The 15,610-nt window shown below is 41.2% G+C and carries 10 protein-coding genes and 1 tRNA gene; 10 read left to right on the top strand and 1 reads right to left on the bottom strand.

Annotated elements, in window-relative coordinates:
• Positions 1-91 precede the first annotated feature (91 nt).
• From KO529_RS19010 to KO529_RS18975, 8 genes are all read left to right on the top strand, one after another.
• The gene (locus KO529_RS19010; protein WP_215949444.1) at positions 92-1,642 is read left to right on the top strand and encodes a glycoside hydrolase family 32 protein; all 1,551 of its coding nucleotides are present in this window, start codon (positions 92-94) and stop codon (positions 1,640-1,642) included.
• A 325-nt stretch (positions 1,643-1,967) separates the two neighbouring features.
• Positions 1,968-3,050, top strand: coding sequence for an efflux RND transporter periplasmic adaptor subunit (locus KO529_RS19005; RefSeq protein ID WP_215949443.1), 1,083 nt, complete (start codon positions 1,968-1,970; stop codon positions 3,048-3,050).
• Complete coding sequence (locus KO529_RS19000) at positions 3,047-6,130, top strand: efflux RND transporter permease subunit (protein WP_215949442.1); 3,084 nt, start codon at positions 3,047-3,049, stop codon at positions 6,128-6,130. The genes KO529_RS19005 and KO529_RS19000 overlap by 4 nt, the downstream gene beginning before the upstream one ends.
• Position 6,131: 1 nt before the next feature.
• Positions 6,132-7,442, top strand: coding sequence for a TolC family protein (locus tag KO529_RS18995; RefSeq protein WP_215949441.1), 1,311 nt, complete (start codon positions 6,132-6,134; stop codon positions 7,440-7,442).
• Positions 7,443-7,551: 109 nt separating this feature from the next.
• Complete coding sequence (locus KO529_RS18990; RefSeq protein ID WP_215949440.1) at positions 7,552-8,577, top strand: metallophosphoesterase family protein; 1,026 nt, start codon at positions 7,552-7,554, stop codon at positions 8,575-8,577.
• A gap of 54 nt (positions 8,578-8,631) precedes the next feature.
• Positions 8,632-10,362, top strand: coding sequence for an FAD-dependent oxidoreductase (locus tag KO529_RS18985; RefSeq protein ID WP_354667785.1), 1,731 nt, complete (start codon positions 8,632-8,634; stop codon positions 10,360-10,362).
• Positions 10,363-10,403: 41 nt separating this feature from the next.
• Positions 10,404-12,080, top strand: a complete 1,677-nt coding sequence (locus KO529_RS18980; RefSeq protein WP_215949439.1) for an FAD-dependent oxidoreductase — start codon at positions 10,404-10,406, stop codon at positions 12,078-12,080.
• Positions 12,081-12,175: 95 nt separating this feature from the next.
• Entirely contained in the window at positions 12,176-13,315 is a 1,140-nt protein-coding gene (locus tag KO529_RS18975; RefSeq protein ID WP_215949438.1) for a sialidase family protein, read from the top strand.
• Between the two features lie 111 nt (positions 13,316-13,426).
• Here the strand turns inward: KO529_RS18975 and KO529_RS18970 are convergent.
• Positions 13,427-13,499, bottom strand: a tRNA-Phe gene (locus KO529_RS18970).
• Positions 13,500-13,600: 101 nt separating this feature from the next.
• On the opposite strand from KO529_RS18970, the gene KO529_RS18965 reads away from it, so the two are divergent.
• Both KO529_RS18965 and KO529_RS18960 read left to right on the top strand, forming a co-directional pair.
• Positions 13,601-14,329, top strand: a complete 729-nt coding sequence (locus tag KO529_RS18965) for a type III pantothenate kinase (RefSeq protein WP_215949437.1) — start codon at positions 13,601-13,603, stop codon at positions 14,327-14,329.
• On the top strand, positions 14,330-15,592 hold the full coding sequence (locus tag KO529_RS18960) for a hypothetical protein (protein ID WP_215949436.1): 1,263 nt from the start codon (positions 14,330-14,332) through the stop codon (positions 15,590-15,592).
• The last annotated feature ends 18 nt before the right edge of the window (positions 15,593-15,610 follow it).

Raw genomic sequence — 15,610 nt, 5'->3', positions numbered from 1 at the left:
GGGCCCTGGAAGCAAAATCGTTCAGTGATATTTTTGGTATGGGCATTTATTCGCTATTTTTAATAAAAATGTAGCTTTAAAAAAATAAGATATGAAGTTGTTGTGGATTGTTTTGGGATTGGCACTTTTGTCGTGCAAGGAAGAGAAAAAAGTAGGTCCGGTTCAAAGTGTGGATGCCGAGTTGGGACTTTATCAGGAAACCCACCGACCCCAATTTCATTTTACGCCACCTGAAAAATGGATGAACGACCCTAATGGTTTGGTCTATCACCAAGGGGTGTACCATCTTTTTTATCAATATTATCCAGAGGATATTGTTTGGGGACCCATGCATTGGGGTCACGCAATAAGTAAGGATATGGTGCATTGGCAAAATAAGCCTATATCCTTATTTCCTGATGAACACGGTTACATTTTTTCGGGAAGTGCTGTTGTAGATACTAATAATTCCTCGGGATTTGGAACCAAGGATAACCCACCATTAGTGGCCATATTTACCTATCATGATCCGGTAGGTGAAAAAGCAGGAAAAGATAATTTTCAGACCCAGGGAATTGCCTATAGTCTGGATAATGGGGATACTTGGGTTAAATATGAAGGCAATCCCGTCATAAAAAATGAAGGAATAAGGGATTTTAGGGATCCCAAAGTCTTTTGGAATAATAAAACTGGCAATTGGACAATGTTATTGGTGGCAGGGGATCATCTCCAAATATGGCAATCCCCTGATTTAAAGGAATGGGTCAAGGTGAGCGAGTTTGGAAAGGATCAAGGGGCCCATGGCGGAGTTTGGGAATGTCCGGATTTATTTCCATTAAAGGTGGAAGGTAGCGATTTGGAAAAGTGGGTGCTCTTGATCAGTATTAACCCAGGTGCCCCGAACGGAGGCAGCGGAACCCAATATTTTGTAGGTGATTTTGATGGCACAACCTTTACAAGCGATCAAAAGGAGCATAAATGGATAGATTGGGGTACCGATAACTATGCAGGGGTAACCTATAATAATGTTCCCAATAATGATCGGATTTTTATTGGTTGGATGAGTAACTGGGCCTATGCCCAGGAAACACCCACCGAAAAATGGCGTAGTGCAATGACGCTGCCCAGAAAACTTTCCCTACACCAGATAAATGATAAGTTTGAATTGGTTAATTACCCCTTGGATAGTGTTGATGAAATTCGGGGTCCAGATTCTTCAGAGGACATCGCAATAGGTCCGAAATTGGATAAGTCGTTGACTTTTGATCATTTTAATAAGTCCGAAGTGAAATTCACGACTAGTTCACGGGCATTCAGTCTGGATTTTCAAAATAGTTCGGGAGAGCATTTGAATTTGATTTTGGACGGTGTGGCCCAACAATTTATTCTTGATAGGTCACGTTCGGGGAAAACTTCTTTTGATGAGGATTTCGCTAAAAAAGTGCAGACCATGCCTATCCCCAATTTGCCCAATGCGGAATATGAAGTACGGATCTTGATGGATTGGTCCTCGGTGGAGATATTTATAAATGGTGGGCAATATGTAATGACCGCCCAGATCTTTCCAAACGAATTTTACCGGACCTTGTTGATTTCTAATCCAGCTGATATGGAATTGGAATTGGATGGATTTACAATAAGCCCCATAAAATCTATTTGGTAACGACAAAAATCTAAGTTAGACTTTACCGCAAGCCTGGGAATAATCAAGATTTGTGCAGGAGTAATTCTTGGCAGGAGAAATTAAATTATTCCCCTCCAATATTCTCTATCGCTTCTTATATTCAAAATTGGAGATAAATCTGACTAGAAATCTTTAAGAAACCTTGTGTTTTTTTGTTTTTATCCCAAACATCTGGTGTAAATTTTTGGTTTTATGTTAATCACTGTTAAATAAAGTTTAACTATTCTTAAAAATAAGTCATAAGAATTAGATTTGTTAGAGTCTTGTTAACGTTTTTACTATTGGTTGCTATCTCCAGAAAATTATGAAAATAAAATACATCGTATATACTTTATTGCTAATTGGATTGGGAGGATTGGTAACCTATCGTATTTTGCAAAATAGTGAAGCGGGTAAATCAGGAAGTTCTGCCAACACCAGTACAGTCCCAATTGTTTCTGGCATGATTCTTCGTCCACAGGAATTTAATGATAATATTTCCCTTTCAGGTACCCTGGAGGCCAATGAGCAAATAGAGATAAGAAGTGAGGTGTCGGGTGTTGTTGAAAGTATAAATTTTGCGGAGGGTAGTAAGGTTTCCCAAGGCCAGGTATTGTTCCGGGTGAACGATATTGAATTGCAAGCGCAATTGTCCAAAGTACGGACCGCCCAGAAGCTGGCTGCCGAAAACGAAAGGCGGGCAAAACTTCTATTGGAAAAGCAAGCCATCAGTCAGGAGGAGTATGACATTGCAAGTGCCGATTTTCAGTCGGCCAGTGCAGAATCGGAATTGATAGCTGCACAATTATCAAAAGCAACTGTCCGAGCCCCATTTTCTGGAATTATAGGGCTTCGTTCTATTTCAAAAGGGACCTATGTTAGTCCGGCAACGGCCGTAGCAAAATTGGTGAATACAGATCAGCTAAAGATTACTTTTTCCATTCCAGAGAAATATGCCACCCAGATTAAGGTTGGTACTTCCTTCACTTTCACAACGGCCGATGCCAAGGAGGTATACAGTGCAAAAATATATGCAATTGAACCAGAAGTGGAGGTTGCTACTAGAACTTTAAAAATGAGGGCAACGGCCGAAAACCCAGGGGGCAAGCTTTTTCCTGGCGCTTTTGCCAATGTAATATTACCCTTGGAAACTGTCAACGATGCCTTATTGGTACCCAGTGAATCTTTGATTCCCGTTCAGAATGGTAAAAAAATCTTTATCGTCGAGAATGGCAAGGCCAAGGAAATAGATGTGGAAATTGGTGCTCGTACAGGAAGTTCTGTGAGGGTCATTTCAGGATTAAAGGTTGGGGATACTGTGCTTACCTATGGGGTTATGGCCTTAAAGGACGGTGCTCCGGTAAAGGTATTATTAAAGGAAACTGAAACTCTTACTGCGGAACAATGAGTTTATCAACATTAAGCATTAAGCGGCCGGTACTTACCATTGTAATGAATTTGGTCATAATTTTATTCGGGATTATTGGCTTTACTTATTTGGGAGTTCGTGAATTTCCTTCCATAGATCCCGCCCAAGTATCGGTTCGTACAAATTATTCGGGGGCCAATGCCGATATTATTGAATCCCAGATTACGGAACCCTTGGAGAAGGCCATAAATTCCATCGATGGTATTAGGAACATAACTTCTTCCAGTATTCAGGGATCTAGTTCCATAAGTATAGAGTTTAATCTCGATAAAAATTTGGAGGACGCAGCCAACGATGTCCGCGATAAGGTGTCACAGGCGGTAAGAAGTCTGCCCGATGATCTGGATGCTCCTCCTGTAGTCTCAAAATCCGATGCCGATGCGGATAGGATACTTTCGATGACCATTCAGAGCGATAGTAAAAATATACTGGAGCTTTCGGATTATGCCGAAAATGTGATATCCCAAAGAATTGAGACCATACCAGGAGTAAGTAGTGTACAAATATGGGGACAACGTAGGTATGCCATGCGGCTATGGATTGATCCTTTTAAATTGGCTTCCTACGGTTTAACTGTGGCGGAAGTACGAAGTGCACTGTTGGCGCAGAATGTGGAGTTACCATCGGGGAAGTTAACAGGTGATAATACCGAAATAACGGTCAAGACCATTGGTAATCTTGATTCTGAGGAAGGCTTCAATAATATAATAATCAGGGCCGATGGCGAAAAATTGGTACGCCTAAGCGATATTGGCAAGGCTTCTTTGGAAGGGGAAAACATGGAAACCAAGATGAGCGATTCCGGTCAGCCTATGGTCGCCATAGCCGTTATACCCCAACCAGGAACCAATTATCTTGAAATTGCCGATAAATTCTATCTGGAATATGAAAAGCTTAAAAAAGATCTGCCTGAAGGGTTTAAATTAAACATTGTAATAGATGATACCGTTTTTGTAAGAAAGGCGGTTACCGAAGTAGCGGAAACCCTGTTAATATCGATTATCCTGGTGATTTTGGTCATATATCTATTTTTTAGAAACTGGTCAATGGCAATGCGTCCGTTAATAGATATTCCGGTATCATTGATAGCCACATTCTTCATTATGTGGTTGTTCGGGTTTTCTATCAATGTCCTTACCCTTTTGGCCATTGTTCTGGCAACGGGACTTGTTGTGGATGACGGAATTGTGGTAACCGAAAATATATATAGGAAGGTGGAGGCCGGGATGAGTCCGATCGAGGCTGCAATAAAAGGTTCCAACGAAATTTTCTTTGCGGTAATATCCATATCCATTACCCTTGCGGCGGTTTTTCTCCCTGTTATATTCCTAGAGGGTTTTGTAGGGAGATTGTTTAGGGAATTTGGAGTTGTGCTGGGTTCGGCGGTGTTGGTGTCCGCTTTCGTCTCCCTTACCTTGACCCCCATGCTAAATGCATATCTTATTAAGCCAGGAAAGCAGAGCCATTCCAAATTCTATAATTTCACGGAGCGCTATTTTGTGAAAATGAATGAATCCTATGCCAGTGCATTAGGTGCTTTTATGAAAAGAAAATGGATGAGTTTTCCAATATTGTTGGCATGTATAGGGCTTATTGCACTTTTCTATGGTTTGCTTCAAAAGGAAACGGCACCTTATGACGATCGCAGTTTTATTCGCTTGAGCGTTACAGCGCCGGAAGGTTCTTCCTATGAATATATGGATCGGTTAATGGATGATATAACAAACCTGGTCAATGATTCTATCCCGGAAAAAAAGGTAAGTTTAGTACTGACTTCCCCCGGTTTTGGAACAACTTCCTCTGTGAATAGTGGTCGTGCAAATATTGCGCTTGTAGAACCAAATGAAAGGGAGCGATCACAAAAGGAAATTGCAGAGGATCTTGGAAGATGGGCAAAATCTTATGTTGGCGGAAAATCCAATGTGTCGGAGAGACCAACAATTGCTGTAAATCGCCGTGGAGGAGCACCTATTCAATATATTATACAGGCACAGAATTTTAAAAAGCTGGAAGAAAAAATTCCAGAATTTATGCAGGAAGCCGAAAAAAATGAAACCTTTTCCTTTACCGATGTAAACCTGAAATTTGATAAACCCGAACTCTATGTAACCATCAATAGGGAAAAAGCGGAAAGTTTGGGGGTTTCCGTGTTGGATGTTGCGCAAACCTTGCAATTATCCCTCAGTGGGCAACGGTTTGGGTATTTTTTAATGAACGGTAAACAATATCAGGTTATTGGCCAGTTTGATAAAAAGGATCGGGACGCACCTTTGGATCTTACTTCCATATTCGTAAAGAACAAAGATGGTCTCTTAATTCAATTGGACAATCTCGTTTCCACATCGGAACATAGTAGTCCGCCCCAACTATTTCACAACAATAGGTATACCTCGGCAACTGTTTTCGCAAATTTGGCCCCCGGGAAGAGCCTTAGCGATGGGATAGCCGCCATGGAAGAAATAAAGGAAAAAGTACTTGATGAAAGCTTTACCACGGATTTAGGCGGGGAATCCCGAGATTTTGTGGAAAGTAGTTCCAATACCTTGTTTGCTTTTGGCCTTGCCCTGCTTCTAATTTTTCTGATATTGGCTGCACAATTTGAAAGTTTTATAGACCCGATAATTATAATTTTAACGGTACCCATGGCCGTGGCAGGGGCTATGTTTTCCCTTTGGCTCTTTGGACAGACTTGGAATATTTTTAGTCAAATAGGCACTATTATGTTGATTGGACTGGTTACCAAGAATGGTATATTGATTGTGGAATTCGCCAATCAACTTAGGGAGGAAGGGATGTCTAAAATGGAGGCCATTTTAAAAGCGTCGGAGTCCAGATTAAGACCTATTCTCATGACCAGTCTAACTATTGCCTTGGGAGCCTTGCCCATAGCCTTGTCCCTAGGAGCGGCGTCGACCAGCCGTATTGGTATGGGGGTAGTAATTATTGGTGGGACCATGTTCTCATTGGTGCTGACTTTATTTGTTATCCCGGCATTGTATTTCTTATGGTCCAGGGATAAAAAACAACATCCTGAGTTTAAAGCCCTCGAATCCTATTAAAATGAATAACTATAATTACGCTACCATACTATTTGTTTTCTTTGGTTTAACCAACCTAATTAATGGGCAGGAAATCCTTACCGTAGAGGAAGCCGTCCAAATAACCTTGGAGAACAACTATCAGATAAAGATCGCGGCCAATGAGCTACAAATAGATGAGGTTTCGGTAAGTGTGGGCAATGCAGGGATGCTTCCTCAGGTTGGACTCAATTTAATCGATAATAATAGCGTACAATATTTAAGCCAGACAAGGTCGGATGGAAGTGTTGTGGAAAGGGACAATGCCAAAAATAATAGTCTCAACTACGGAATTGCCATGGATTGGACCTTGTTTGATGGTTTAAGAATGTTTGCCGATTATGAGCAGCTAAAAGAAACCCAGAAATTGGGGGAAGCCCAATTAAAACAGGTTATCCTTAACAAGGTAGGAGAGGTTATGATTACCTATTTTGATCTTGTACAACAGAAACAGCAACTCACGGCTTTGGACAGTACCATTATTATTTCGGAACAAAGGGTTGATCTGGCCTATAACCGCTTTACCATAGGAAAGGCCTCAAAATTGGAAGTGCTGAACGCCCAGGTAGATTTAAATACGGATGAAACCTTGATGCAGCGTCAAAAGGAATTATATGTTAATACCAAGGTTCAGTTGAACGAATATCTAGCGCGAGATCTGAAGATCGATTTTGAGGTAGTGCCCGAAATTTTTGTAGATCAAGCACTGCAATTGCCAGAACTTGAAACCTTAGTGGCGAAAGAAAATCCGACCCTTCAAGTGGAACAGATCAACAAAAGGATAAGTGAACTGGAATTGAAGCAAACCAGGGCATTGCGCTACCCTACAATTTTTGCAAGTACAGGCTATAATTTTGGTCGCACCGAATCCAGTTTGGGTTTTACAACCAATTCCAATTCAAGGGGATGGAATTATGGTTTTGGAGCAAGCCTAAATGTTTTTGACGGATTTAACCAAAATCGAAATGAGAAAATAGCGAAGATTCAAATTGAAAATACGGAAGTGGCCATTGCCCAAAGAACACAGGAATTAATGTCCCTGGTAAATACAACCTATCAAACCTATCTGACCAATATAAGTCTAATTGAATTGGAAGGTAAAAATGAGGCAATTGCACAGGAAAATATGGAGATTACTGTTGAAAAATATAGAATCGGAATCATCCCTACCATTGAATTTAGGACGGCCCAATTAAATTATATCAATGCAAAGGTGCGCCATAGCAATGCCAAATTTCAAGCAAAATTGTCGGAAATTATCCTAAAGCAGCTCGCTGGGAATTTAGTTTTATAATCTTCTTAAATTCGGGGGTACAGTTATTTGTGTTATTTTAACCATAAAATACAGGTTGGGCCAATTGTTATTGCTTATCCTGTTTGGTGAAAACAACAATTGCGAATAGATGAAACGTCGATTATTTTTTAAAAATGCCGCTTCGGCATCCATAGGGTTGGGACTAACCAAGTATTCAACCAATGATAAATCTACACAACCCTTCGAAAAAGACATCCAGTTTTGTGTTACTATAGAGGAAAACAAGCTTCAATTTTTTTCAGAAGTCGTTAAGGAGCCTATAAAGATTGTACATATAGCCGACACCCATCTCTTTAGGGACGATGAGCGCGGAGTTCCTTACAAGACGTATAGTGGACGTATGGCCAAGGCCTATAATCAGACCAGACACTTTAAAACAGATGAATTGACCAATCCCGAATTGGCATTTGAAGCCGCTCTAAATTTTGCCAAGGAGTCCCAGGCCGACTTAATTACCCTTATCGGTGATATTTTTAGTTTTCCGTCGGAAGCCGCTATCGAGTGGGTAATGGCCAAATTAAAAGAAGTGAATATTCCCTATATTTATGTTGCCGGCAATCACGATTGGCATTATGAAGGTATGGAAGGGACACTCGAAAATTTGAGAAACAAATGGATCAAGGAAAGATTGCTTCCTTTATATCAGGGCAATCACCCTTTAATGGCAGCATACGATTTAAAAGGAATTCGGTTTTTGGCCATCGACAATTCCACCTATCAAATAAATGATGATCAATTGGCCTTTTTTAAAAAGCAGGTTGCAAGCAACGTTCCCTTGGTGCTATTGGTACACATACCTATGTACGCTCCAGGGAAATCTATTGGTTTTGGATGTGGAAACCCGGATTGGGGGGCTTCTTCCGATCGGAATCATGAGCTGGAAGGCCGATTAAAGTGGCCGGAAGCGGGACATACGAAAACTACCTTCGATTTTCATAAGGCGGTGTTTTCTGCCCCAAATCTATTGGGTGTATTTGCGGGTCATATTCATCGTTTTTCAATAGAATCGATTAAGGGAAAACCACAAATAGTAACCGATGACAATGCCAGTGGTGGTTATTTGGATGTTAATTTTTTGCCCTTGGAGCCCAAGGACAAATCCCTAATTTTTTAGGTTGTCCATTATGGCAATAAAAGTTATAGAAGTAGAACATATAAAATTCAAAAAGTGGGAATATTTGGAAAAGTAACTCAAGTGGGTGTAATAAATTATTCTTTAAAGTTGATCTGTTGTTTGTTTTTGGGGTTGGTGACCCTAGTGACTAACGGTCAGACCAAGAAGTTTGATATTGTAATTTACGGTGGAACCTCCGCTGGGGTCGCAGCTGCCCTGCAGAGTAGCAGAATGGGCAAGTCCGTTGTGCTCATAGAGCCGACCAATCGAATAGGGGGACTTACCACAGGAGGCCTCGGCCAGACCGATATTGGCAACAAACAGGCCATTGGTGGTATTTCTAGGGAATTCTATGAGAATATCAAAAAATATTACGACGATCCGAAGAATTGGAAATGGGAGAAAAAATCGGATTATAAGGACGGGGGCCAAACCCGTACGGAAGAGGGAGAGCCAACCATGTGGACCTTTGAGCCCTCCGCTGCCCTTGCGGTCTATAAGTCCATGATGGACAAGGAAAAAATAAAGATGGTCTACAACGAAAGGTTGAACAGGGAATCTGGGGTCAAAAAAGTAGATGGCCAAATAGAGTCTATTACCATGGAAAGTGGCAAGACCTACAAGGGAAAGGTTTACCTGGACGCCACTTATGAGGGCGATTTAATGGCCTCGGCCGGTGTTTCCTATGCTGTAGGCAGGGAAAGTAACGCGGAATTTGGGGAAACCTTGAACGGGGTACAGGCCAATAGCATAAATTTGGCCTTGACCGGATTTGTTTCCAAAAATGCTTTCAACCATAATTTTATCCCAGGGGTAGATCCGTATGTGATAAAAGGAGATCCCACAAGTGGCCTATTGCCCAATGTCAATGAAAAACCTGGTTTGGAGGGGGAAGGAGATAAAAAGATCCAAGCCTATTGTTTTAGGATGTGCCTTACGGATCACCCGGAAAACCGTATTCCCTTCCAGAAGCCTTCAAATTATGATGAGATCAACTATGAACTGTTGTTCCGTAATTATGAGGCAAGAAAGGGGCCAATAAGGGATATGTACAGCTATAGCAATACACTGTTGCCCTGGATCAATTCCAGTATGCCCAATAGAAAAACGGATACGAACAACAAGTTCGGTTTTTCTACTGATTATATAGGCAGGAACTATGACTATCCCGAGGCTTCCTATGCGGAAAGGGATAAGATTATTGAGGACCATAGGAACTACCAGATGGGGCTTATGTGGTCCTTGGCCAATCATCCAAGAATTCCTGAGGAAGTACGTGAAGAAGCATCCAGATGGGGCACTACCAAGGATGAATTTGAAAGAGAGGATGGCTGGCAACAGCAGCTTTATATCCGCGAGGCCAGAAGGATGGTCAGCGATTATGTTATGACCCAAAAAAATTGCGAGGCATTAATAGTGGCAGAAGAAGCCATTGGGTTGGCGGCTTATGGTATGGATTCCCATAATGTACAGCGATATGTAGATGCCAATGGATTTGTTCAAAATGAGGGCAATGTAGAAGCCCATGGCTTTAAGCCCTATCCCATAAGCTACAGGTCCTTAGTGCCCAAAAAGGAGGAATGCAACAATCTTATTGTCCCGGTCTGTGTAAGTTCAACGCACATTGCCTTTGGATCTATCCGTATGGAGCCTGTATTTATGGTGCTGGGACAATCCGCGGCCACTGCAGCATCACTTGCCATAGATGCCAATACTGATGTTCAGGATGTACCTTACCCTAATTTAAGGGAGCAACTTCTAAAAGATAGTCAAAGGCTAAAGTAAATCACAATTTTTATAGAGATCAATTTGAACCACCAAACAAAATGAAGCAAAAAAGAAAGACTATTAAATTAATCTTTGTCCTTGTTATAGCTGGAATGATGGGGCTTACAGGCTGCAAACAGGCCGAAGAAAAAAGTAACTCGATAGCTACTGCAGATATCATTATTTATGGCGGAACTTCTGCTGCTATTTCGGCGGCGGTGGAAGCAAAACGTTCCGGAAAATCCGTGATTGTGGTGTCGCCCGACATTCATTTGGGGGGATTGTCTTCAGGTGGCTTAGGTTATACAGATACCGGGGACAAACGTGTTATTGGCGGGCTGGCCAGGGAATTTTACCATAGGGTTTGGCAACATTACAACACGGAAGAAGCCTGGATCTGGCAAAAAAAAGAGGAATATGGTAACAAAGGACAGGGTACTCCTGCCATGGATGGTGAAAATAGGACCATGTGGATCTTTGAGCCCCATGTGGCGGAAAAAGTGTTCGAGGATTTGATTAAGGAAGAGCAGATACGTGTAGACCGCGATGAATGGTTGGATAGGGAAAATGGGGTAGAGATGAAGGATGGTAATATTGTTTCGATTACCACTTTATCGGGAAAAACGTATTCTGGCAAGATGTTTTTGGACGCCACTTATGAAGGAGACCTTATGGCTTCGGCGGGCGTAAGCTATCATGTGGGTAGAGAGGGCAAGGAAGTATACGGCGAAGAATGGAATGGGGTGCAGACCGGGATTTTGCATCATAAACATTGGTTTCAATCGGATATTTCCCCTTATGTAGTGCCTGGAGACCCCTCCAGTGGTCTTTTGCCAAGGGTGTCGGGAGAAGATCCTGGGGAAAGGCACAGCGGCGACAATAAGATCCAAGCCTATTGCTTTAGGTTGTGTATGAGCAATTATCCAGATAATAGAATTCCCTTTCCTAAACCTGAGGATTATGACCCCATGAACTACGAATTATTGGCAAGGTCCTTGGAAACCGGAAGGAAGGATTGGTTCGAGAAGTTTGATGCCATACCAAACCACAAAACCGACACCAACAACCACGGTCCTTTGAGCAGTGATAATATTGGTATGAATTACGACTATCCGGAGGCCACCTATGAAAGAAGAAAAGAGATTATAAAGGAACATGAGAATTATCAAAAGGGACTACTGTGGTTCGTAGCCAACGATCCTAGGGTTCCAGAGGATATACAGTCCGAAATGCAAAAATGGGGCCTGGCCAAGGATGAATTTACCGACAATGGAAACTGGCCACACCAAATCTATGTAAGGGAGGCCCGGAGGATGATTGGGGAGTTCGTGATGACCGAAAATGAGCTTTTGAAAAAAAGGCCAACCCCTAAACCAATAGGTATGGGTTCATATACAATGGATTCCCATAATGTTCAGCGATATATTAAGCCCGATGGTTTTGTGCAGAACGAAGGGGATATAGGAGTAAGCACCAATGGGCCCTATTCTATATCCTATGGAACTTTAGTGCCAAAGAAGGAAGAGTGCAGGAACCTATTGGTCCCTGTTTGTTTATCTTCCAGTCATATTGCCTTTGGTTCTATCCGTATGGAGCCCGTGTTCATGATCTTGGGGCAATCGGCCGCCGCTGCAGCAGTGCTGGCAATCGATGAAAATGCGGTGGTACAGGAAGTGGACTATGTTAAATTAAGGGAGGTCTTGTTGGCCAAGGGGCAGATTTTGGAAAAGGATTAGGCCCTGTATTTATTTATGATACAATATTGTAATTGTTTTTTTTTTTTTTTTTTGAACCCTAAAGAAGGAACCAAATGATTAATTCCAACACATTAATGAAGCGATGTTTATTTCTTCTCTTGTTTGTTTCTTGGACATCTCCCTTATTTTCCCAATCGCCAAAAGGGGGAAAAGAGCAAGAAAAAACCTTGAATTATATTTTTGAAGGAGGTAATGAAGGTTATAAATGTTTTCGCATTCCGGCTGTAGTTACAACAAAAAAAGGTGCTTTATTGGCTTTTGCCGAGGGTAGGAAAAATGGCTGTAGCGATACAGGAAGTATCGATCTGGTAATGAAGCGGTCAACAGACGGTGGAAAGACCTGGGGCAAATTGGAAGTACTTTGGCACGATGAAGGAAATACCTGTGGAAATCCTTCACCGGTAGTAGATCGTACAACGGGAGATATTTTTTTATTGTCCACCTGGAATTTAGGGGAAGACCATGAATCGGAAATAATAGCCCAAAAGAGCAAGGACACTCGCAGGGTGTTTGTAATAAAATCGGAAAATGAGGGCAAAAGTTGGAGTGCACCCAAAGAAATCACTTCAGACGTAAAATTGCCCAATTGGACGTGGTATGCCACAGGACCTGGGTCTGGCATACAAATTCTTGGAGGTAAGTACAAAGACAGGTTGGTAATCGCAAGTGATCATATTGAGGCGGTAACCAAAAAGTATTATTCGCATACCATTTATTCTGACGATCATGGGAGCACATGGAAGTTGGGAGGAAGTACTCCCCTTGATCAAGTAAATGAATGTGAAGTAGTGGAACTTTCCAATCATAGTCTAATGTTGAATATGCGTAATTATGATCGGAATATGAGCAGTAGGCAGCTTGCCTATAGCGATGACGGCGGGGAATCGTGGAAAGACATGCATCATCATGAGTCTTTGATAGAACCAATTTGTCAGGCCAGTACCTTGCGCTTTGATTTTAAAGGTCAGTTATATGTTCTCTTTGCAAATCCGGCAAATGCTAAAAATAGGGTGAATATGACGCTAAGATTAAGTAGGGACGATGGAAAGACTTGGCCGGTTGAAAAACAAATTTTTCAAGGTCCTTCTGCTTATTCGGATTTGACCTTTATTGATCGAAAAAATATTGGTATATTATATGAAGGTGGATATAAAAGTGCCTACCAAGGAATAATTTGGGAGTCGGTAAGCATAACAAAACTCTTGGAAAAGTAAAATAGGCTTCTTGGGCCAATATTTAGTACTAAATAATAAAGTAGTTTATAATTGAGGCAAGCAAAGGGGGTAAAAATAAAAAAAGCCCTTGATAATCAAGGGCTTTTGAGGTGGTGCCTCCAGGAATCGAACCAGGGACACATGGATTTTCAGTCCATTGCTCTACCAACTGAGCTAAGGCACCAAACGCTGTAAGCGGGTGCAAATATAAATTCAAATTTAGGATATACAAACAAAAATGAAAAAAAAGGTTTTTGTTTTTTTAAGTTTTTTGATCTTTACAGTATGAACTTGATTGTAGATGTGGGTAATACCCTAGTAAAAATGGCGGTTTTCGATAATGGTAAAATTATTTCCTATCGAAAAATTCCCTGTGCAGATTTTGCAAAAAGTGTGAAATCTATTTTTGCCGAGTACTTTCTTATTCAAAATGCCATTGTTTCCAACGTAGGAGGGATGGGCCATGAGGAAATAGCCATGTTATGCGTCTTCTGTAAGGTTCATGTCCTGAGTTACACCTCCAAAACTCCCTTCAAGAATTCCTATGCTACCCCCCAGACCCTGGGTGTGGACAGAATTGCCCTTGCAACAGCGGCCTTTTATCATAACCCTAAAGGAAATACCCTGGTCATAGATGCGGGCACCTGCGTAACCTATGATGCCGTTAACGACTATGGGGAATATTTGGGCGGGGCCATTTCGCCGGGAATAGCCATGAGGTACAAAGCTATGCACGAACAAACGTCCAAATTGCCGTTGTTGAAAAAAAAGGCCATAATAGACTTTATTGGAAACACTACTGAAACTAGCATGCATAGTGGTGTTGTCAATGGCATTTGCAATGAAATTGACGGAATAATTGATCAATATAGAAGTAGATTTGTCGATTTAACAGTTATTTTAACAGGAGGTGATGCTCAATTTTTGTCAAAACGATTAAAAAATACCATATTTGCGCATTCTAAATTTCTCCTGTTGGGGTTATACCATTTGTTAGAATACAACAAGCGCTAGATGATCAAAAATTTTATTATTGCAATTTTATGCGTAACTTCGGTAAGCATATATGCTCAGAATAGTACTGCTTCCCCCTATTCTTACTTTGGTGTTGGGGATTTAAGGGCTACCGGCACAGTGGAGAATCAAATGATGGGTGGGTTGAGTGTTTATACGGATAGTATTCACATCAATCTTAATAATCCCGCAGCATATAGTAAATTGGGGTTAACGACGTACACAGCGGGACTATCACGTAAGGAGTACAGGTTTGAAACCAACGATTCCAAAGAAAATGCCTCTATTTCAAATTTGGACTACTTGTCATTAGGGTTTAATTTGGGAAAAGGCTTTGGTCTTGGTTTTGGTATTATGCCGTATTCCTCCGTAGGGTACAATTTTCAATCTGAAAGAACCACTTCCCAAGGACTCGTATCCGAATCGTTTAATGGAGAGGGAGGTTTAAACAGGGTTTATATCTCTGTTGGCTATGAACTTTTCAAAAACTTAAGTTTAGGAGTTACCAGTAATTTTAATTTTGGGAACCAGATTACCAATAGTTATCAGACTGTTGAAGATGTTCAGTTTGGTTCTTTTAACAAGATAGAATCCAGGATTAAGGGCTTCGATTTTAACTTTGGAGCCAGTTTTACACCGGCCATTACCGAAAAACATACTCTTTTTACCAGCATTGTAGTAAATACCCAGGCCAATTTGGTTTCTGAAAATACTAGGACCATAGGTTCATTTTCCACCGTTAGCGGTAGGGATATTGAAGTAACAGAAGTGGATTTGGAAGCACAGGGCTTGGCGCGTACAGGGGTGCAGATTCCAACTACCGCCACACTAGGGGTGGGTTATGGTCAAGATAAAAAGTGGTTTTTAGGGGCGGAATATAGTTTTCAGGAATTAAGCTCTTTTGAGAACGAGCTTTCGCCTGCTAGCAATTTGGAGTACCAAAATGCCCAGACCTATAGACTTGGCGGATATTACATCCCCGAATACACCTCTTTTACAAGTTATTTGAAAAGAGTTACCTATAGGGCCGGAGCAAAAGTCTCCAAATCGGGAATAATAGTAGATAATAAGGAGATTAATGATTTTGGCATAACTTTTGGATTAGGTTTACCACTGGGTCGTAATCTTTCAAATATTAACCTCGGTTTTGAACTTGGAAAAAGAGGAACCAAATATGGGGATTTAGTAGAGGAAAGTTATTTCAAAGTTAATGTGGGCCTATCTTTAAACGATAAATGGTTCATACCGAGAAAAATTAATTAAAAATTATTACTTTAACCA

The sequence above is a fragment of the Arenibacter algicola genome (assembly GCF_018860365.1).
GTDB lineage: Bacteria > Bacteroidota > Bacteroidia > Flavobacteriales > Flavobacteriaceae > Arenibacter > Arenibacter algicola_B.
Note: the sequence above shows the minus strand (reverse complement) of the source record. Positions and strands in the feature narration are given on the sequence as shown.